This is a genomic window from Ruegeria sp. CDSC051 (genome assembly GCF_059610665.1).
Genome location: NZ_JBXWOC010000003.1, coordinates 376,730 through 396,737, shown reverse-complemented (window position 1 = coordinate 396,737; position 20,008 = coordinate 376,730). Strand labels below are relative to the sequence as shown.

The 20,008-nt window shown below is 57.8% G+C and carries 16 protein-coding genes; 11 read left to right on the top strand and 5 right to left on the bottom strand.

Annotation, left to right across the window (positions count from 1 at the left end):
- Positions 1–325: 325 nt before the first annotated feature.
- The 8 genes from xdhA (at position 326) to AC2FH0_RS10135 (ending at position 10,510) form a co-directional block, all read left to right on the top strand.
- On the top strand, positions 326–1,687 hold the full coding sequence (gene xdhA, locus AC2FH0_RS10170; RefSeq protein ID WP_496789246.1) for a xanthine dehydrogenase small subunit: 1,362 nt from the start codon (positions 326–328) through the stop codon (positions 1,685–1,687).
- Positions 1,684–4,008 (top strand): xanthine dehydrogenase molybdopterin binding subunit, encoded by a 2,325-nt coding sequence (gene xdhB, locus AC2FH0_RS10165; RefSeq protein ID WP_496709678.1) that lies wholly within the window; start codon positions 1,684–1,686, stop codon positions 4,006–4,008. The genes xdhA and xdhB overlap by 4 nt, the downstream gene beginning before the upstream one ends.
- Positions 4,008–4,943: a xanthine dehydrogenase accessory protein XdhC gene (gene xdhC / locus AC2FH0_RS10160; protein WP_496692273.1), complete on the top strand. Its 936-nt coding sequence runs from the start codon at positions 4,008–4,010 to the stop codon at positions 4,941–4,943. Before xdhB ends, xdhC begins: the two co-directional genes overlap by 1 nt.
- Positions 4,940–6,457: an ABC transporter ATP-binding protein gene (locus AC2FH0_RS10155; protein WP_496692272.1), complete on the top strand. Its 1,518-nt coding sequence runs from the start codon at positions 4,940–4,942 to the stop codon at positions 6,455–6,457. The genes xdhC and AC2FH0_RS10155 overlap by 4 nt, the downstream gene beginning before the upstream one ends.
- A gap of 35 nt (positions 6,458–6,492) precedes the next feature.
- Positions 6,493–7,575: an ABC transporter permease gene (locus tag AC2FH0_RS10150; RefSeq protein WP_142638948.1), complete on the top strand. Its 1,083-nt coding sequence runs from the start codon at positions 6,493–6,495 to the stop codon at positions 7,573–7,575.
- Between the two features lie 2 nt (positions 7,576–7,577).
- On the top strand, positions 7,578–8,498 hold the full coding sequence (locus AC2FH0_RS10145; protein ID WP_142638949.1) for an ABC transporter permease: 921 nt from the start codon (positions 7,578–7,580) through the stop codon (positions 8,496–8,498).
- A gap of 34 nt (positions 8,499–8,532) precedes the next feature.
- On the top strand, positions 8,533–9,606 hold the full coding sequence (locus AC2FH0_RS10140) for a BMP family ABC transporter substrate-binding protein (RefSeq protein ID WP_496692271.1): 1,074 nt from the start codon (positions 8,533–8,535) through the stop codon (positions 9,604–9,606).
- Positions 9,607–9,751: 145 nt separating this feature from the next.
- Positions 9,752–10,510, top strand: a complete 759-nt coding sequence (locus AC2FH0_RS10135; RefSeq protein WP_496789245.1) for a nuclear transport factor 2 family protein — start codon at positions 9,752–9,754, stop codon at positions 10,508–10,510.
- A 15-nt stretch (positions 10,511–10,525) separates the two neighbouring features.
- Here AC2FH0_RS10135 and AC2FH0_RS10130 read toward each other — a convergent pair whose 3' ends face one another.
- Both AC2FH0_RS10130 and AC2FH0_RS10125 read right to left on the bottom strand, forming a co-directional pair.
- Positions 10,526–11,758: an HlyD family secretion protein gene (locus AC2FH0_RS10130; protein ID WP_496703855.1), complete on the bottom strand. Its 1,233-nt coding sequence runs from the start codon at positions 11,756–11,758 to the stop codon at positions 10,526–10,528.
- 3 nt (positions 11,759–11,761) lie between these two features.
- Complete coding sequence (locus AC2FH0_RS10125) at positions 11,762–12,166, bottom strand: hypothetical protein (protein ID WP_142638956.1); 405 nt, start codon at positions 12,164–12,166, stop codon at positions 11,762–11,764.
- A 145-nt stretch (positions 12,167–12,311) separates the two neighbouring features.
- Here AC2FH0_RS10125 and AC2FH0_RS10120 point away from each other — a divergent pair, with 145 nt between their 5' ends.
- The 3 genes from AC2FH0_RS10120 (at position 12,312) to AC2FH0_RS10110 (ending at position 14,433) form a co-directional block, all read left to right on the top strand.
- Complete coding sequence (locus tag AC2FH0_RS10120) at positions 12,312–13,379, top strand: NAD(P)/FAD-dependent oxidoreductase (protein WP_281973636.1); 1,068 nt, start codon at positions 12,312–12,314, stop codon at positions 13,377–13,379.
- Positions 13,376–14,029: a DUF938 domain-containing protein gene (locus tag AC2FH0_RS10115; protein ID WP_496703856.1), complete on the top strand. Its 654-nt coding sequence runs from the start codon at positions 13,376–13,378 to the stop codon at positions 14,027–14,029. The genes AC2FH0_RS10120 and AC2FH0_RS10115 overlap by 4 nt, the downstream gene beginning before the upstream one ends.
- A 68-nt stretch (positions 14,030–14,097) precedes the next feature.
- Complete coding sequence (locus AC2FH0_RS10110; RefSeq protein ID WP_142638962.1) at positions 14,098–14,433, top strand: carboxymuconolactone decarboxylase family protein; 336 nt, start codon at positions 14,098–14,100, stop codon at positions 14,431–14,433.
- 65 nt (positions 14,434–14,498) lie between these two features.
- On the opposite strand, the gene AC2FH0_RS10105 is transcribed toward AC2FH0_RS10110, so the two are convergent.
- The 3 genes from AC2FH0_RS10105 to AC2FH0_RS10095 all read right to left on the bottom strand — a co-directional run bounded on the left by AC2FH0_RS10105 (position 14,499) and on the right by AC2FH0_RS10095 (position 20,004).
- Entirely contained in the window at positions 14,499–17,006 is a 2,508-nt protein-coding gene (locus AC2FH0_RS10105; RefSeq protein WP_496789244.1) for a GcvT family protein, read from the bottom strand.
- Positions 17,007–17,147: 141 nt separating this feature from the next.
- Positions 17,148–18,494 (bottom strand): hypothetical protein, encoded by a 1,347-nt coding sequence (locus AC2FH0_RS10100; protein WP_496709681.1) that lies wholly within the window; start codon positions 18,492–18,494, stop codon positions 17,148–17,150.
- Between the two features lie 97 nt (positions 18,495–18,591).
- Positions 18,592–20,004, bottom strand: coding sequence for an FAD-binding oxidoreductase (locus AC2FH0_RS10095; RefSeq protein ID WP_496789243.1), 1,413 nt, complete (start codon positions 20,002–20,004; stop codon positions 18,592–18,594).
- Positions 20,005–20,008: the final 4 nt, after the last annotated feature.

Sequence of the window (20,008 nt, the reverse complement as noted above, 5' to 3'; positions counted from 1 at the left end):
GCCAGTGGTGGTACAAAAGCCTGAACCGTAGGTTCGGATTGCCAAAAAAACATGCGTTGATTGTTCGGGAAATCCATAAGGTGCTTCGGACTCTGAGGATGAAACATGCTACAAAACCTTTTAGTTTCAAGGTGATGAACATCGAAACCACATGAAACACAAGGATCGGACCAATGAAATGATACATCAGAAGCGCGGTTTTTCTTGCCAGATTGGCTGCGCTGTTTCTAACATCTAGTGGCAAGCTATCCGCCCGCACTCTTTCTACGTCGCATCGAAGGAGAGCATTCAGAGGCGCAATTCGGTAACGCGACGGGTTTCACGAATGGATATCACGTTTCTTCTGAACGGAGAGACAGTGGAGTTGGCGAATGTCGATCCGACAGTCACCTTGTTGGATTGGCTGCGCGAGGATCGCTCTCTGACCGGCACCAAAGAGGGCTGCAACGAAGGTGATTGCGGTGCCTGCACTGTCATGGTGACGGATCAGGGAGGAGCCAAAGCTCTGAACTCCTGCATTCTATTCTTGCCTCAGCTCCACGGCAAAGCGGTGCGCACCGTCGAAGGCGCCAGCAGCCCGGACGGGAAGGCCCACCCGGTTCAGCAGGCAATGGTTGATCTGCACGGGTCGCAATGTGGCTTTTGCACCCCCGGCTTTGTAATGTCGATGGTGGCCGGGCATGCGAATGGTGCAACCGATCACGACACACAGCTGGCCGGGAACCTGTGCCGCTGCACGGGCTATGCGCCGATTATCCGTGCCGCCAAAGCCGCCGAAAAGCACCCTGTTCCCGTCTGGGTCAAGGACAAGCCTGACGCAGCACCCGCCGCTTCTCCTATGCTGCCGCGGTCCTCGGACGAGCTTGCCGCCATTTATGCCGAACACCCAGAGGCCACCCTGGTCGCTGGCGCGACCGATGTAGGTCTTTGGGTCACCAAACAGTTGCGCGACCTGAAAACAGTAATCTTCATGAACGGTTGCGATGATCTGAAACAGATCACGGTTACTGACAATGAAATTCGCCTTGGTGCCATGGTCGATATGAACCGCATGGGCGAAGCGCTGGGGGATCTGCACCCCTCTTATGCTGAAATGATCCGCCGCTATGCCAGCGTACAGGTGCGGCACGCCGCAACCGTAGGCGGTAATATCGCCAATGGGTCACCAATCGGTGACAACCCGCCTGCACTGATTGCCCTGGGCGCCAGCCTGCACCTGCGCAAAGGCGACACAAGGCGAACGCTGCCCTTGGAAGAGTTCTTCATCGACTATGGAAAACAGGATCGCGTACCCGGAGAATTCGTCGAAGCCGTAAGCTTCCCGCGCCAGGCGGATCGGTTGAAATGCTACAAGCTCAGCAAGCGGTTTGATCAGGATATCTCGGCCGTTTGTGGGTGTTTCAACATTACCGTTGCAGAAGGTACCGTCACTCAGGCGCGCATCGTATTTGGCGGCATGGCGGGCGTTCCGAAACGCGCCACTCAAGTCGAAGCTTCGTTGACCAGCAAGCCATGGACAGCTGCTACCGTTCAATCCGCTCTGACGATGTTTGCCGAGGATTACGCGCCAATGTCAGATATGCGCGCCTCGGCTCATTACCGCCTTGAGACGGCGAAAGCGATGCTGGAACGTTATTTCCTTGAAGATCAGGGCCAGGTAACCAATGTGCTGGAGGTGTCGGCATGAGCGTGACAAAACCACTGCCTCATGACGCCGCGCCGCTACATGTGTCCGGTTCGGCCCGCTATGTGGACGATATCCCAACACCAAAAGGCACGTTGCATCTGGCCTTTGGTCTCAGTCCCATCGCCAAGGGCACAATCGCCGCGATTGACCTGTCTGCAGTCAAAGCCGCCGACGGTGTCGTCATGGTGATGACCGCCGAAGACCTGCCCTTTGCGAATGATGTCTCACCGTCCATTCACGATGAACCTTTGTTGTCGGACGGCTCTGTCCACTATATCGGGCAGCCCGTATTTTTGGTTGTCGCCACCAGCCATCTGGCCGCGCGCAAAGCTGCACGACTGGGCAAGATCGACTATACTGAAGAAACACCAATTCTGACGATTGAAGAGGCGCTGGCCGCCGACAGTCGGTTCGAGGACGGCCCGCGCATCTACACCAAAGGTGATGCAGATGCCGCCATCGCAGGCGCGGCGCATGTGATCGAAGGCAGTTTTGAGCTTGGCGGGCAAGAGCATTTCTATCTGGAAGGTCAGGCTGCACTGGCGGTGCCGAATGAGGGTGCTGATATGCTGGTCCACAGTTCAACCCAGCACCCGACTGAGATTCAGCACAAAGTGGCAGAGGCTCTGGGCGTTCCCATGCATGCTGTGCGCGTTGAAACCCGGCGCATGGGCGGCGGGTTCGGGGGCAAGGAAAGCCAGGGCAACGCTCTGGCTGTTTCCTGCGCAGTGGCTGCGCGGGCAACCGGCACAGCCTGCAAGATGCGCTATGACCGCGATGACGACATGATCATCACCGGTAAGCGGCATGCCTTTCGCATTAGCTATAGGGCCGGGTTCGATCAGGATGGGCATATTCAGGGGGTATCCTTTCTGCACCACGCCATATGCGGATGGGCACAAGACCTGTCGCTGCCCGTCGCGGACCGGGCGATGCTGCATTCCGACAATGCGTATCTGCTGCCCAATGCGCGGATCGAAAGTCACCGGCTGAAAACCAACACCCAATCTGCCACCGCCTATCGGGGGTTTGGAGGCCCTCAGGGTATGGTTGGAATCGAACGCGTCATGGACCACGCCGCGCATGAGCTGGGTCTGGACCCGGTCGAACTGCGCCGCAGGAACTATTACGCTGCCCCGGCGGGTACCGATGACCATGCCCCTGATCGCAATGGCGGCGATACGCCAAACACCACCCCTTATGGCATGGAAGTCGAAGATTTCGAACTTCACGGCATGACCGAAGCCTTATTGAATTCCAGCGACTATGCCGCGCGCAAGGCAGCAATTCAGAAATGGAATGCCGAGAACAGCGTGATCAAAAAGGGCATCGCCTTCTCTCCGGTCAAGTTCGGCATTTCCTTCACCCTGACCCATCTGAATCAGGCCGGCGCGCTGGTGCATGTGTACCAGGACGGGTCCGTGCACCTGAACCATGGCGGCACCGAGATGGGCCAGGGCCTGTTTCAAAAAGTGGCCCAGGTTGCCGCCTCACGCTTTGGTATTCCGCTAGAGATGGTGAAGATCACCGCCACAGACACGGCCAAAGTGCCGAACACCTCGGCAACGGCGGCATCCTCGGGAAGCGATCTCAACGGCATGGCGGTGAAAGCCGCCTGTGACACAATCCGCGACCGGATGGCAGAGTATCTGGCCGAGCGACATCAGGCCGACCCGTCGGCTGTCACCTTCGGGGATGGTCATGTATCGGTTGGTGAGGAACGCTATACCTTTGCCGAAGCGGCTGCGCTGACCTATCAGGGCCGCATCAGCCTTTCGGCCACCGGCTTCTATAAGACACCCAAGATCGAATGGGACCGGATCAAAGGCCAAGGTCGTCCGTTTTTCTACTTCGCCTATGGCGCCTCGATCACCGAAGTTGCCGTGGACACACTAACCGGTGAGAACCGCATCTTGCGCACGGATATCCTGCATGACGCGGGCGCGTCGCTGAACCCTGCGCTGGATATCGGTCAGGTCGAAGGTGGCTATGTGCAGGGCGCGGGTTGGTTGACGACCGAAGAACTCGTCTGGGATGGCACAGGCAATCTGCGCACCCATGCGCCATCGACCTACAAGATCCCGGCTTGTTCCGACCGCCCCGACATCTTCAACGTTGCGCTTTGGGAGGCTGAAAACCGTGAGGACACGATCTATCGCTCGAAAGCGGTAGGCGAACCTCCATTCATGCTTGGGATATCCGCTTGGCTGGCACTGTCGAATGCGGTGGCGGCCTGCGGAAACAGCTACCCCGCATTGGATGCCCCCGCCACGGCAGAAGAAGTCTGGCATGGTGTCCAAAGGATGAAGGGGGACGACTGATGGGATTTGACCTTGAGACTTTGAGGGAGGCGGTCAAAACCCATGGGCGCGTGATCCGGGTAGTCATCGCCGGGATCAAGGGCTCGTCCCCACGTGAGGTTGGTGCCGCAATGCTGGTCTGGCAGGACGGGCAATCCGGCACGATCGGCGGCGGCACACTTGAGTTTCAGGCAGCCGAAGCGGCGCGGATACAAACCGCCCAAGCGCGCCTGACCCATCACGCGCTTGGCCCCGACATGGGCCAGTGCTGCGGTGGCGCTGTTTCCTTGCTAAGCGAGGTCTATGACCGCAACAACATCAACGATCTGGACGACAGCATCATCGCGCGACCAACATCGGGCCAGGACATGCCACTGTCGGTCAAACGCCTGTTGACCGAAGCCCGCGGACAGGGGATTGCACCAGAGGCACAGCTGATCGAAGGCTGGATGGTCGAGCCGGTCCACAAACCCGCGCGTACACTGTGGGTCTGGGGCGCGGGTCACGTCGGTCGCGCCTTGGTGGATGTCCTGTCACCGCTGCCCGATCTCGCAATCACTTGGGTCGATACAGGATCCAAGCGGTTTCCGGAAACCGTACCGAACGGAGTCACCGCCGTCCCTGCCGCAAAACCAGCGGAACTGGTTCGGCATGCGTCGCGTGATGCTGAACATCTGGTGCTGACTTATTCACACAATCTGGACTTGGAATTGTGCAACCGTCTGCTTTCGCACGATTTCCGCTTTGCGGGGCTGATCGGCTCGGCTACGAAATGGGCGCGGTTCCGGTCTCGGCTGGCGGCGCTGGGGCACTCGCCCGATCGGATCAGCCGGATCACCTGCCCGATTGGCGACCCGGGCCTGGGCAAGCACCCGCAGATGATTGCCGTGGGCGTCGCAGCACAACTGCTGCGCCCGATCGGGCAAAACAATTTGAAGAAGGATCTGAGCGCGTGACCACTCCACTGCTAAGTTTGCAAGGACTGACCAAAGCCTATCCCGGCGTCGTGGCCAATGATCAGGTGTCCTTTGACATCGGTGAGGGCGAAGTTCATGCCCTGTTGGGCGAAAACGGCGCGGGAAAATCTACACTGGTCAAAATGATTTATGGCTTGGTGAAGCCAGACAACGGCACAATGCTGTTGCGTGGCCAACCCTTTGCTCCGCCCGAGCCGCGCGCCGCGCGTGCTGACGGAATCGCGATGGTATTTCAGCATTTTTCGCTGTTCGACGCGCTGAACGTGGCCGAGAACATCGCATTGGGGATGGAGAACCCGCCGCCAATGGGCGACCTGGCCTCGCGCATTCGGGAAGTTTCGGAAACCTACGGCCTACCGCTGGACCCCTTTCGTACAGTCGGCGACCTGTCTGCGGGGGAACGCCAACGGGTTGAGATCATTCGCTGCCTTCTGCAGGATCCAAAGCTTTTGATCATGGACGAACCAACCAGTGTTCTGACTCCGCAAGAAGTCGATATCCTTTTCGAAACGCTGAATAAATTGCGGTCTGAAGGCACATCGATCCTGTATATCTCGCACAAGCTTGAAGAAATCCGCACCCTATGCGACCACGCTACGATCTTGCGTCTGGGCAAGAATGTGGGCGAATGCGTTCCGTCTGAAACCTCGGCCCGGGAGATGGCCGAGTTGATGGTCGGTTCAACCCTGCAAACACCTGAGCGCGGAGGCCGCGAGTTCGGCGAGGTCGCGCTGGATGTCAGCGGGCTTTCCGTGCCCTCACCGTCTGAATTCGGCACCGCGCTGAAGAATGTCCACATGACAGTTCGCAAGGGCGAAGTGCTGGGAATTGGCGGTGTTGCCGGCAACGGACAGGACGAACTACTGGGTGTCCTGTCTGGCGAAATCCAGACAGCTGCCGATGCGATCAAATTCGATGGCCAGCCGATTGGCAAACTGGGCCCAACCGCACGGCGCAAGCTGGGCGTGCTGACCGCCCCCGAAGAGCGGTTGGGACATGCAGCCGCCCCAGACATGAGCCTGACCGAAAACGCCCTACTGACCGGATCGGTCCGCGAAGGGTTGGAAAGAAACGGGTTCTTGAAATGGGCAGAAACCAAAAGCTTTGCTGAAAAGATCATCAGCGCCTTTGATGTGCGCACGCCGGGGCCCGAGAATGCGGCCCGGTCGTTGTCAGGCGGCAACCTACAGAAATTCGTGATCGGACGCGAGGTGTTGCAGAACCCCGATGTACTGGTCGTGAACCAACCCACATGGGGGGTGGACGCCGCTGCCGCTGCGTCGATCCGACAGGCCATTCTGGACCTTGCCGCCAAGGGCACGGCGGTGGTCTGCATCAGCCAGGATCTGGACGAATTGATGGAAATCTCGGACAGCTTTGCCGCCCTGAACGAAGGCAGGCTCAGCGCGCCACGCACAACCACGGGTCTGACCGTGGATGAGATCGGCCTGATGATGGGCGGTGCACATGGCATGGAGGTAGCCCATGTCTGATGCAAAACAAAATATGACGACGGGGGTGTAAGCAGATGATTGTATTGGAGAAACGACCACAGCCGTCCAAGGCGTGGTCTTATGCGACCCCGCTTGTGGCGGTACTGGCGACGATGCTGTTTGGCGGCATATTGTTTGCCGTCCTGGGTAAAAACCCGGTTCAGGCCATCGGCACCATTTTCTGGGAGCCTCTGTTCGGTGAATTCGCCTTTTATTACCGCCCGCAGCTGCTGGTGAAGGGCGCGCCGTTGGTGCTGATTGCGATTGGCCTGTCGTTAGGCTTCCGCGCCGGTATCTGGAACATCGGCGCCGAGGGTCAGTATATCATGGGCGCCATCTTTGGCGCGGGCGCCGGGCTGGCCTTTTACCCGCTGGATGCCTGGTATGTCTTTCCGATCATGGTGATGGCAGGTGCGCTTGGCGGTTGGCTCTGGGCCTCTATTCCGGCCTTTCTGAAGGTGCGCTTTGGCACCAATGAAATTCTGGTCTCGCTGATGCTGGTCTATGTGGCTGAACAGATGATGGCCTCGGTCTCGCTGGGACTGCTGAAAAATCCCGAAGGGTTCGGTTTTCCGGGTTCACGCAATCTGCAATCCTATGAGAGTGCGCATAATGCCGAGCTGATCGCAGGATCGGGGATGCATTGGGGCGTTGTGACCGCACTGATAGCCGTGATCTTTTCCTATATCCTGCTGAACCGGCACATGCTGGGCTTTCACATCCGCCTGACGGGTGAGGCCCCGCGCGCAGCCAAATTCGCCGGGGTAAACCCAGCACGACTGATCCTGTTCTGTCTTGGCCTGTCAGGCGCACTGGCCGGGCTGGCGGGGATGTTCGAAGTCTCGGGCCCCTCGGGTGTTGTCAGCATCGACTTTAACGTCGGCTATGGCTTTACCGCGATCATCGTGGCCTTTCTGGGTCGACTGCATCCGGTGGGCATCCTGCTAGCCGGTGGCCTAATGGCATTGACCTATATCGGTGGTGAAATCGCGCAGTCCCAAATGGGTCTTCCTGCCGCGGCTATTCAAGTATTCCAGGGGATGCTGCTGTTCTTCCTGCTGGCCTTCGACCTTTTGACCAACTACCGCATCCGTGCGGCCCGTAGCGAGGTGGCGTAATCATGGACCTTGGTGAGATTAATCCCGTACTTCTGGTCGCGTCACTGATGGTGGCTGCAACTCCCCTGCTTCTGGCCGCGATCGGTGAATTGGTCGTCGAAAAAGCAGGAGTTCTGAACCTTGGCGTAGAGGGCATGATGATCGTTGGCGCGATCAGCGGTTTTGCGATCTCGGTCGAGACTGGGTCGCCCTGGCTGGGCTTTGTCGCCGCGGCCATAGGCGGTGCAGTACTGTCCCTGCTGTTTGTGCTGCTGACGCAGGTGGCGCTGGCCAATCAGGTTGCCAGTGGCCTGGCGCTTACTCTGTTTGGTTTAGGGTTCAGCGCCCTGCTCGGTCAAAGCTATGTGGGTGTCAAACCCCCCAGCATGGGCGATATCCATATCCCGGTGATCAGCGATATTCCGGTGATTGGCCCGATCCTGTTTCAGCATGACCCGATCCTTTATGTCGGCATCGCTTTGACAGCGGCCGTCTGGGCTACGCTTAAATACACTCGCGTCGGACTGATCCTGCGCGCGGTAGGTGAAAACCACGATGCGGCGCATGCGCTTGGCTATAAGGTGATCAAGATCCGCATCATGGCGATCCTGTTCGGCGGTGCCTGTGCCGGGCTGGGTGGGGCCTATATCAGCTTGATCCGGGTGCCACAGTGGACCGAGGGCATGACAGCCGGTGTCGGCTGGATCGCCTTGGCCTTGGTCGTCTTCGCCAGTTGGAAGCCATGGCGCGCCCTGCTGGGTGCCTATTTGTTCGGCGGTATCACCGTGTTGCAGCTGAATTTGCAGGCAGCGGGCGTTGCCATCCCGGTCGAGTATCTGGCAATGTCGCCCTACATCATCACGATCCTTGTGCTTGTGATCCTTTCCGCCGACAAAAGCAGCGCACCTGCCTCACTCGGCCGGATATTCCATGCCTCGCACTAGACGGGGACAACTGAACCAACTTGGGGAGTAACACATGAAAATTACCACATTTCTGGCAAGCGCTGCCATGGCGCTGGGTTTGGCAACTACTGCCATAGCCGAAGACAAAACCAAGGTCGGCTTTGTATTTGTCGGCCCGGTGGGCGACGGCGGCTGGACCTATGAACATAACAAGGGCCGTCTGGCGGTTGAGGAAGAGTTCGGCGACAAAGTCGAAACCGTGTTTGTTGAATCCGTGCCCGAAGGCCCGGATGCAGAGCGGGTGATGACCCAGATGGCGCTGGAAGGTGCAGACCTGATCTTTACCACCTCGTTCGGATACATGGATCCGACCATCAACGTGGCCAAGAAATTCCCGAACGTGAAGTTCGAACACGCGACCGGCTATAAAACAGCCGACAACGTTTCGGTTTATTCGGCACGTTTTTATGAAGGTCGTGCGGTACAGGGCCATATCGCGGGCAAGATGACCAAGTCGAACATTGTTGGCTATATCGGGTCCTATCCGATCCCCGAAGTGGTCCGCGGAATCAACTCGGCCTATATCCACGCCAAGAAGGTCAACCCGGATGTCGAGTTCAAGATCATCTGGGCCTACACTTGGTTCGATCCGGCGAAAGAAGCAGATGCCGCCACTGTTCTGATCGAACAGGGCGCGGACGTGATCCTGCAGCACACCGACTCGACCGCACCGCAAGCAGCTGCGCAAGAGGCGGGCAACGTCATCACTTTCGGCCAGGCCTCGGACATGAGCGAATACGCTCCGTACCCGCGCGTCTCGTCGATCATCGATGACTGGGCGCCCTACTATATTGCACGGACCCAGGCCGTCATGGATGGCACATGGGAAAGCGCCAATACATGGGATGGCATCCGCGAAGGCATGGTTGCAATCGGCGAAATCTCGGACGCGGTTCCCGCTGACGTCAAAGAAGAGGCACTGGCGCTGAAAGCGGCCATGGCCGCGGGTGAATACCACCCCTTCACCGGACCGCTGAAAAAGCAGGACGGTAGTGACTGGCTGGCCGAAGGCGAGGCTGCAGACGACGGTACACTGGCTGGCATGAACTTCTATGTCGAAGGCTTGGAAGGTGAGATTCCGCAGTAAGGCGGCACAGGATAACGCAGAAAGGCCCGCCATGTGCGGGCCTTTTTTGATTTTGCCACCTGTTTTATGCCACTCTTGATCTTCGATAGCCCGAAACCAGCGCCAAGCACATTGATCCGCGGCTCTACCGATCAACGAGGACCAGATGAATTCAAAACGCGAATTGCTGCAGAAACTGTTGAAAGGTATCGAAACCGGGGATGCCGAGGCCGCAGCCGTCGTCAACGAAGAAAAATACATCCAGCACAATCCCCAGACCCATGAAGGCAGCGAGGGGCTGGCCACGTTGTTTGCCCGCCTGTCGAAAACAAATCCCAAGGTTAAATTTGTTCGCGTTTTTGAAGATGGCGAATTCGCTTTTGCCCATAACGAATATGATTTTGCCGAAGTTAAGGCCGCGTTCGAGGTCTTTCGGTTTGAAGACAGCAAAGCTGTTGAGCACTGGGATAACATTCAGCCCCTGCGCGGCCCAAACGCTTCGGGACGCGGCATGCTTGATGGTCCAACTGAAATCACGGATATTGACAGAACCGAACAGAACCGGGAATTGGTCGGCAACTTCTCGCAAACAGTCCTGATAGACCGGCAAACCGAGCGGATGAAGGCGTTTGTTGATGCGAACCTGATACAACACGATCCCGATGGCGTTGACGGCATCGACGCCTATCGCATGGTGCTTGAAGCTAGATCAGACGCGGAGTTGATCGTTCAGTATCACCGCGTCCATCGTGTGCTGGCAGAAGGGAATTTCGTCCTGTGCATGAGCGAAGGTGCCAGTCACGGAAAACATACCAGCTTCTATGATCTGTTTCGGGTCGCAGACGGAGTGATCGTCGAGCAGTGGGGCACTATGGAAACCATAGCGCCCCGTAGCGATTGGAAGAATGACAATGGCAAATTCTGATCTACCTAAGAGCCGTTAATGCCCAGTCAGAACCAGCGTGTTCACCGGCATCAGGATCAAACGCAGGCGCAGACCCGCCGCATGAACCACGCCGATCGTGTCGACCACATGCAGGAAAGCAGATTGCCAAAAGCCCAAATCTTCATGCTCCAGCCGCTCGTGGTTATCGGTGTAGACATTCGCCAGACAGTTGCTGCCGGGCGGGATATCATCCGCCATGCCCTTATAAAGCGGTTCAAAATAAACCAGGATCGAGCCCGGCACCTTGTTGGACTGCACGTCTCTAAGCTCGTCTGACGGGCGAATTTGTCCCGATGGGATCACATCCTGAACTTCGACCACCACAACCGGAATAACCGTGAACGGCTTGGTCATGCAGCCCAGCTCTCCGACCATGCCGGGTTTGATAACCTGCGCCGACATCTGATTGAACGCAGCCTGAAAGCGGTCATGCCCGGAATTTGACGGCACAAGAATACCTGCTGGACGTAGCAGAGGACTGACGTAATCGCCAACCTGCAAGCCGAACTGTTCGATCCTCCCCGTCACACCCGCGTTGATCACAGTCTTGTCCAGCTCGGTCAAAGCAGCATCCAGGTTCGCATTGGCGCTGGCCAGTTGGGCCGGGATCAGCTCTTCGATTTGCTGTACGACGGCAGCGCGTTGCGATTCAGCCGCAACCAGCTTGGCCTCTCGTTCAGCGACAAGGTTTTCCAGCCGGTCAATCTCGGCCAGGCGGACGGCGCTTGACCCTTCGTCCCGCAGGGTCGTATTGCGTTGCAAGTCCTCTAGCGCCTGATCCAGCGCCGCTTTTGCGCCAGCGATCCCGGCGGCGGCCTCGGCCAGATCGGTCTCCGCGACTTTCAGTGATGCCTGAACTTGCGCGATCTGCGCATGCGCTGCCTCAACCATTGCAGTCTGAGTAAAGTCCTCGATCCGGAAGATTGGCTGCCCAGCAACAACCTGTTGATTGTTGGAGACATAGACCTCGGACACTCGCCCACCCAGTTGCGGCAGGATCGTCACCGTGCGGAAATACGAGGCCGCAGTTTTGCTGGCCGGGTGAAAATAGAACAGAGTGGTGATCACGGTCAGCGCCATAATGGCACAGGTTGTCAGACCCCAGCGCAGCTCGTACCACATGGTGAACAGGGTTATCTCATGCCCGATGCGTTTTCCCTGCACAAAGCGGCGGAACAGATAATCGGGCAGCACTGTGACCAGCGCGCACATCAGTGTTTCAAGCATGTCCTATTGCTCCTGCTGCGCGACGGGTTCGGGGGATGGAACGGGATCGGGATCAGCAGGCGGTTGCGGCGCCAAAGATCGGATCGCATCGGCAATGGCACGCAAGGGCGCACCTATGTCGGGAAACTGGAATCCGGCGACCAGAATGGCTGCAATCCAGAACAATCCGTTATGAGTGAACAAAGCCAGCAGCGCAAGAATTCCCACAAGCTGAAACTGCGGGTGGTTGGATTCATGCGCGAGCTTTTCGGGGATCGAATGCAGGGTGAAATAGCCAACGCCGATCAGGATGATCACCACAACCGTGAAAATGAACATGACCGTCAAAAGAAAATCGCTGCCATCCGCCTGGGTCACGTAAGACGGAATGTGCCCCGTGGCCAATGGGTGTAAATCTGCTGTGCTCACCCTGCCCTCCTCTAAATGCTTTCCACTTCTTTGGATGGGTTGATGCGCAAATTCAACCCTGCTTAAAGTCTCAATTAGAATTCTACGGTCGTGCAGGGCGCATTCGACGTCAGAAAATCACGACTGCGGCCAGCAAAGGGGCGACATGATAGATTTCCTGATTATCGGCGGCGGTATTGCCGGGCTTAGCGCGGGCGCGCGGTTGTCAGAGCGCGGCCAGGTCACCGTGCTCGAAGGCGAAGAGGCGCTGGGCTATCACGCATCAGGCCGGTCCGCGGCTATGTTTGCACCCGCCTATGGTCCGCCTGCTGTTATTGCCCTCAACCTTGCCAGCGCAGCGCATTTTGAGACGAATGACTATCTGTCGCCACGCGGCTGGGTTCTGATCGGCGGGAAAGACCAACACGATGTGTTTCACCGGGATGCCGATCAACTTGGCGGCCGACAGATTTCCTTTGACGCGGCACAATCCCTTATCCCGATCCTGAACCCCGAAACCGTCGGGTTCGCGGCGCACAGCGACAGTGAACAAGATATAGATACCGACCGCATGATGCAGGATTTCGCCCGGACGATCCGTGGGAATGGTGGATCCGTTCTGACCCGGCAAAGCGTCACGGCAATTCGCAAACATAGGCACTGGATCGTCGAGGCCACCGAGAGCTTTGAGGCACGACACATCGTCAATGCAGCCGGCGCCTGGGTTGACGAAATCGCGGCGATGGCCGGTATCGCGCCGATTGGTATCCAGCCGCGCCGCCGCTCAATGGCCCGTATCCCGGCCCCCGGCGGGCATGACTTGCGCGCCTGGCCCATGATGTTGGGTGCGGGCGAAAGCTGGTATGCTAAACCCGACGCGGGCAAATTGCTGGTCTCACCTGCCGATGCCGATCCGACCGCCGCCCATGATGCGTTTGCCGATGACATGGTTCTGGCCGAGGGCTTGGCCCGGTACGAGGCAATGGTCACCGAGCCTGTGACGCGGGTCGAAACCAACTGGGCGGGCTTGCGCAGTTTCGCACCGGATGGCAGCCTGGTTTTGGGGCCCGATCCGACCGATCCTACGTTTATCTGGTCTGCCGGTCAGGGCGGTTACGGGTTTCAGACGGCCCCTGCTGCATCCCAACTGGTAGCGGATCTGACAGTCGGCAACCAATCAAGTCTGGACACGGCGACCATCGCCTCTCTGAGACCAGACAGGTTGCATAGATGAACAAGCGCCCGTTACCCTCCAACGCCAGCGTCGCGACTGTAGGAGAGAACGGTCAGTTGGTCGCTCCGGCAGCCAGCCGTAACGTCGGGGCTTTGTGCGATCTTCTGGACCGGTTCGCCCCTTTGACCGGACAAGCGCTGGAACTGGCAAGTGGCACCGGTCAGCACATCGCAGCCTTTGCCGAATGCCGCCCCAGCATGCATTGGCAACCCAGTGAGGTTGAATCCGAACGGCAGGCCAGCATCAATGCCTACACCGCGGGCCTGCCGAATGTGTCTAAAGCAGTCGCTCTGGATGCAACCATCGAGGGTTGGCATCAGCCGTTTGGCGGCAGGGATCTGATCGTTCTGATCAATCTCTTGCACCTGATCAGCTGGGCCGAAGTGGAAACGCTTGTCGGCGAGGCAGCTCAAGCACTGAACGCGAATGGCCGGTTGATCCTCTATGGTCCCTTCATGCGCAACAATCGCCTGACCAGCGCGGGGGATCAACGATTTCATGCAGCTCTGGTCCAGCAGGATGCTGAAATCGGATATAAAAACGACGGAGACGTTTCTGAGCTTTTGGCCAATCACGACCTGAAAATCCTGGAAGTCGCGGAGATGCCTGCAAATAACCTGGCCTTCATCGTGGAAAAATCTGACACCTGATCCAGATCAAAGCCCGACCGAGGCCAACTAAACATATTCCAAACACACGATGTTAAATGGAATGTAGCATGCCCTGGCAGGAAAAGATCAACGACACGCGAAAAGGTCTTCGCAATTTGAACGGCGCAATCCCTGATACCGCCCGCGCCTTCGGTGCGCTTGGCGCGGCGGTCAAGCAAGGCGGAACGCTGGACTACAAGACCAAAGAATTCATCGCTCTTGGCATATCCATAGCGGACCGATGCGAACCCTGTATCATGCTGCACACCGAAGCTTTGATCAAAGCCGGCGCGTCACGTGACGAGGTTTCGGACGTTCTGTCCATGGCGGTTCAGATGGGGGGCGGGCCGTCGATGATGTACGCCTCTAAGGCGCTGGACTGCTTCGACGAGCTGAGTGCATGAAAAAAGCCCGCGTGCCGCGGGCATTTGAAGGCGGCACCAAAAAGGTGCCGCCGTTCTTATCCAGATCAGCCGTCCTTGCGGATGACCTCGTTTTTCGGATCATAGGGGCTGTCGCAGGTGACGACCGCATCCCACAATTTGTCCTGAAGCTTGACCTTCAGCTTGGTGCCTTCCACCGCCAGATCGGGCTTCACATAGCCCATGCCGATGGATTTCTCGAAGGCTACTGAATAGCCACCCGAAGTCAGACGACCGACGCGTTCACCTTCCGGCGTATACAACACTTCACGGCCCCACGGATCGGCATCCTCCGGTCCGTCGATCAGCAGGGTGCAGCATTTCACGCGCACGCCAGTCTCTTCCAGCTTGGCCTTGCCATAGAAGTCCTTGGACAGGTCAACAAAGCGCGGCAGGTCGGCTTCCAGCGGGGTCGCGTCGCGGCCCAGTTCGGTGCCGAAGGCGCGATAGGATTTCTCCTGACGCAGCCAGTTCTGTGCGCGTGCGCCGACCAGCTTCATGCCATGCTTCTCACCCGCTTTTTCCAGCAGGTCGAACAGGTAGTTCTGCATTTCAATCGGGTGGTGCAGTTCCCAACCCAGCTCACCGGTATAGGCCACACGGATCGAGTTGACCGGGCACATGCCCAGTTCGATCTGACGGGCCGACAGCCATGGGAAGCGCTTGTTGGACAGCGCGGTTTCCGGATCGGCGTCCTTGATGATCTCTTTCAGAACGTCCCGCGATTTGGGTCCGGCGATGGCAAAAACGCCCCACTGAGTGGTCACATCCTGGATCTCGATGTAACCGAACTCCTCCATCTTGTCCTCGGCCGCCTTGCGCAGGTAATCGGCGTCGTACTCAGTCCAGGCACCGGCAGAGACGATGTAGTAGTTGTTCTCGCCGTTACGGACGATGGTGTATTCGGTGCGGGTGGTACCGTGCGAGGTCAGCGCGTAGGTCAGGTTGATACGACCGACCTTGGGCAGCTTGTTGCAGGTGAACCAATCCAGGAACTGGGTCGCACCGGGGCCTTTGACGACATGCTTTGTGAAGGCCGATGCGTCGATCAGGCCAACGCCTTCGCGGATCGCCTTTGCTTCGTCAACGGCATGCTGCCACCAGCCACCGCGGCGGAACGAGCGGGCATCATGGTCGAAGTTTTCGGGTGCATCCAGCGGACCGAAATAGTTCGGGCGCTCCCAGCCGTTAACCCAGCCAAACTGTGCGCCACGCGCTTTCTGACGGTCATAGGCCGGAACAGTCCGCAGCGGGCGGCAGGCAGCACGTTCTTCATCGGGGTGGTGCAGGATATAGACGTGCTCATAGCACTCTTCGTTCTTGCGCGCCGCGAACTCGGTGGTCATCCAGTTGCTGCTATAGCGTTTGGGGTCCAGCGAGGCCATGTCGATCTCGGCTTCTCCATCGACCATCATCTGGGCCAGATAATAACCGGTGCCACCCGCAGCGGTGATACCAAAGCTGAAGCCCTCGGCCAGCCACATATTGCGCAGACCCGGCGCGGGTCCAACCAGCGGGTTACCGTCGGGGGTGTAGCAGATCGGGCCGTTGAAATCGTCTTTCAGACCGGATTCAGCACAGGACGGCACACGTTCGGCCATCGCCATGTACTGATCCGCAATCCGGTCCAGATCGAGCGGGAACAGATCAGCACGGAAGCTGTCCGGCACGCCGTGTTCGAACTGCGCCGGCGCACCATGTTCATAGATCCCCAAAATCCAGCCGCCGCGTTCCTCGCGTGCGTAGGATTCGTTGTCGGCATCGCGGACAACAGGGTGTTCGGGGTTGCCCGCTTCACGCCATTTGACCAGCTCAGGGTCTTTGTCCATGACGATGAAGGTGTGTTCGACCGGGATCGCGGGCATCTTGATGCCCAGCATTTTCGCGGTCCGCTGTGCGTGGTTGCCCGATGCGGTCACGACATGCTCGGCGGTGATAACCACCTGCTCATCCGACGGAATGAGGTTACCGCCCTTCTCGACCATTTTGGTGCAGGTGACTTCCCAATGAGTGCCATTCCAATGGAAGGCATCGGCCTGCAGCTTGCGAACGATCTCAACACCGCGTTGACGCGCACCCTTGGCCATCGCCTGTGTCACGTCTGCTGGGTTAATATAGCCGTCCTCGGTGTGATAGATCGCGCCCTTCAGGTCCGAGGTCTCGATCAGCGGCCAGCGTTCCTTAATCTGGTCCGGAGTCAGCCATTCATAGGCAACGTCACAGGTTTCGGCGGTGGACGCGTACAGCATGTATTCGTCCATGCGCTCCTGGGTCTGCGCCATGCGCAGGTTGCCAACCACGGCGAAACCCGCGTTCAGGCCGGTCTCATCTTCAAGCTGCTTGTAGAAATCGACCGAGTATTTGTGGATATGCGTGGTCGCATAGGACATGTTGAACAGCGGCAGCAAACCCGCCGCATGCCAGGTCGAACCTGATGTCAGTTCGTCCCGCTCAATTAGCATGACATCGTCCCAGCCTGCCTTGGCCAGATGATAGGCAATCGAAGTGCCGACGGCGCCGCCGCCAACGACCAGTGCTTTGACTTGGGTTTTCATAGCCGGGTGTCTCCCCTTGGAATCTGTTGCCACCATATGGCGCAATCAGCGCCCACCGCGCGACATTCATCCGACCAGTGATATAAAAAAAACGACCCTCAGACATCTGGGGGTCGTTTTTCCTAAAAGTTTTGAACTTTCTCAGCCGCCAGACAGCGAGCAGGTCTTGCGCGCATCTTTGAAGGCGCATTTGCCCGAAGACCCTGCGCCACCCTTGTTCACACGAATCTCGGATGCTTCGTTCACACGTTTCCCAGAAGCATCGGCAGTTTCTGAACCTTTAAAAAACGACTTCAGGCCGCCGAACAAACCGCTCGAGCTTTTCGGTTCGACCTCTTTTTCTTCCGACCCACCCGTTAGCTTCCCGAAAAGTCGCCCAAAAACACTGCCGCCAGATCCATCCGCATCTGCGTTTTCAATTTCCAGGCCAGCCAACCCTTTGCGATACCCGATCTGGATCAAATCATCCGGGGATTGGATATTGTTTGCCGTCAGATCGAAAGCATCAGATGGCAACCCGTGTTGTGCCGCCATTGTATTGGCAAGCAAGGCCAACCCGTTGATGTTTTCGATCCGCAACTGAGCAATCTCGCTGCGCAGCCGGGTGAACTCGGCCCGGACTTCGGCCATTTGCAAGGCGCGCTCAATGCCGCCATCCGGGTCGGTAACCGCCTCGTTTCCTACACCAGGCACCGGCCGGCTAAGCAACGCGTTCATCCCATCATAGTCAAGCTGGCTGAGGAATATGCGCACATCCTGCTCCGGGGCATCCGTGTACATCTCAACACGTATTTCCTCACCCAGACCCAGGGTGCCCGTATAGATCTGGAACCCAACCGGCTGAGTCAGATCCGTCACTTTGGCAGTGATCATCGACCAGACTTTACGGACATCGAGATGGATCGGGCTGTACTCAGCTTCGACGAACTGAAAATAGGCAACGCCCCCGATCACACCGAACGGAGCATAGTTGCTGGCACCGAAATCCATCGAGTCGATCGATCTTGCGATATTGCCTGCAAGTGAATCCGCGGAAGCCTCCTGCCGCAGTTTGATCTCAATCCAGTAAGTGTGACCAGCCTTTTCATAAACCCAGCTTGCCTTATCCAGTTTTTTGGCCTGTATTTCAGCTTTTTGAACAGCCACCTTACTGGCAAGCGGGCGCGCGGCCTCACTGACTGATTTCAAGCCCCCCCCTTCACGCGCATCGAGCGTGAAGTCACTGTCCATTATTGCCCGACGCGAAAGCACTGAATCCGGGACCGGCATATAGGGCTTGCCCCCTGCGCGCCAACGCTTCTGGCGGTCGCGTTCTGCCGCTTCGGCATCCAGTTCTTCATGATAAAGGGCGAACCGCGTTTTGAGCGTTTCCACATAGCCGTTTGCCGACAGCGTACCTTCGTGTTTCTTATCCTGCTGGTAGTAATCCAGCCCGGCGACAACCAATCCAACAATCAGCGTAAACCCGATCAGCCGCAACGCGTCCATTAAATTACCTCAATATTCATTCACTGCTTATTTCGCGCAGAATCTTTGAAAATTGAGGCATCCTTGTGGCCTAGATACGGAATAATCCGCGCGGTTTTTACCCGTCCCGAGCCGGAAATATTTTTCCCGGGTTCATGATATTGTCGGGATCAAGCGCCTTTTTCACCGCCTCCATAAAGGTCAGCGCTGCCCCTAGCTCCTTGGCCAGGTATGACCGCTTTCCTTGCCCGATCCCATGTTCCCCGGTACAGGTTCCCTCCATCTCGATCGCAAGGTCATTCAACCACCCAACAAACCCGTCCGCTTTGGCCACTTCGTCGGCGTTTTCCATGTCGATCAACAGCAAGGTGTGAAAATTACCGTCCCCTACATGCCCGACAATCGGCGCCAAAAGCCCAAGTTCCTTGGCCTTGTTCCGGGTCGCAGTCACGCATTCTGCCAGTCGCGAGATCGGTACGCAAACATCGGTTGATATGCCCCGCGCACCGGGGCGCAACTGCAAGCTGGCCCAATACATATCATGGCGTGCCTGCCAGAGTTTGTTGCGTTCTTCGGTTGTCGAAGTGGCCGCGAAATCTGTGCCGCCGAACTCTTCGGCGATCTGACCAAATGTCTCAGCCTGCTCGACCGCACCACCAGTTGATCCATGAAACTCCAACAGCAAAAGCGGGGTTTCCGGTAAGGCCAGTCCCGAATAGGCGTTTGCGGCCTTCACCGACACCTCGTCCAACAACTCGATCCGGGCCACGGGAACGCCGTACTGGATCGTCATCATTACAGCCTGACATGCCGCGTCGACAGAAGGAAACACACAACGCGCCGAGGTGATCGCTTCGGGGATGCCTTGCAGACGCAGAGTGAGTTCTGTGATGATGCCCAGCGTGCCCTCTGCGCCTACCATCAGGCGGGTCAAGTCATACCCGGCCGACGACTTTCTGGCCCGCTGCCCGGTTCGGATGATTTGCCCGTCCGGCATCACGGCCTCAAGGCTAAGGATATTGTCCTTCATCGTGCCATAGCGCACCGCATTGGTTCCCGAAGCACGGGTCGCCGCCATACCGCCCAGCGAGGCGTTCGCACCGGGATCAATCGGAAAGAACAGACCCTGATCACGCAGATGAGTATTCAGCTCCTCTCGCGTTACACCTGGTTGCACGACACAATCCAAATCATCGGAATGAACGGCCAGTACCTTGTTCATCTGAGACAGATCGACCGAAATGCCACCGGCTGGCGCGTTCACATGCCCTTCCAGTGAGGTTCCGGTGCCAAAGGCAATCACAGGGACCTTATGCGTGGCGCAGGCCTTGACGATTTCCGAGACTTCCTGGGTCGAATGCGGAAACACCACCGCATCAGGGGGCTGGTTTTCGATCCATGTGGTCGTATGCCCGTGCTGCTCGCGGATCGCCTGACCCGTTTGCAAACGGTCGCCGAATTGCTGTTTCAGAATGCCGACGACCGTTTCAATCCCCGCCTCGTTTCGCCGAAGCGACTTTGCCTGCACCATGCTT

Excerpts from the sequence above, each read along its gene's own strand:
- AC2FH0_RS10100 (WP_496709681.1), bottom strand. The coding sequence starts at position 18,494 with ATGGACGCGTTGCGGCTGATCGGGTTTACGCTGATTGTTGGATTGGTT.
- AC2FH0_RS10115 (WP_496703856.1), top strand. The coding sequence starts at position 13,376 with ATGAACAAGCGCCCGTTACCCTCCAACGCCAGCGTCGCGACTGTAGGA.
- AC2FH0_RS10135 (WP_496789245.1), top strand. The coding sequence starts at position 9,752 with ATGAATTCAAAACGCGAATTGCTGCAGAAACTGTTGAAAGGTATCGAA.
- xdhA (WP_496789246.1), top strand. The coding sequence starts at position 326 with ATGGATATCACGTTTCTTCTGAACGGAGAGACAGTGGAGTTGGCGAAT.
- AC2FH0_RS10140 (WP_496692271.1), top strand. The coding sequence starts at position 8,533 with ATGAAAATTACCACATTTCTGGCAAGCGCTGCCATGGCGCTGGGTTTG.
- AC2FH0_RS10095 (WP_496789243.1), bottom strand. The coding sequence starts at position 20,004 with ATGGTGCAGGCAAAGTCGCTTCGGCGAAACGAGGCGGGGATTGAAACG.
- AC2FH0_RS10120 (WP_281973636.1), top strand. The coding sequence starts at position 12,312 with ATGATAGATTTCCTGATTATCGGCGGCGGTATTGCCGGGCTTAGCGCG.
- AC2FH0_RS10145 (WP_142638949.1), top strand. The coding sequence starts at position 7,578 with ATGGACCTTGGTGAGATTAATCCCGTACTTCTGGTCGCGTCACTGATG.
- AC2FH0_RS10110 (WP_142638962.1), top strand. The coding sequence starts at position 14,098 with ATGCCCTGGCAGGAAAAGATCAACGACACGCGAAAAGGTCTTCGCAAT.
- xdhB (WP_496709678.1), top strand. The coding sequence starts at position 1,684 with ATGAGCGTGACAAAACCACTGCCTCATGACGCCGCGCCGCTACATGTG.
- AC2FH0_RS10105 (WP_496789244.1), bottom strand. The coding sequence starts at position 17,006 with ATGAAAACCCAAGTCAAAGCACTGGTCGTTGGCGGCGGCGCCGTCGGC.
- xdhC (WP_496692273.1), top strand. The coding sequence starts at position 4,008 with ATGGGATTTGACCTTGAGACTTTGAGGGAGGCGGTCAAAACCCATGGG.
- AC2FH0_RS10150 (WP_142638948.1), top strand. The coding sequence starts at position 6,493 with ATGATTGTATTGGAGAAACGACCACAGCCGTCCAAGGCGTGGTCTTAT.
- AC2FH0_RS10130 (WP_496703855.1), bottom strand. The coding sequence starts at position 11,758 with ATGCTTGAAACACTGATGTGCGCGCTGGTCACAGTGCTGCCCGATTAT.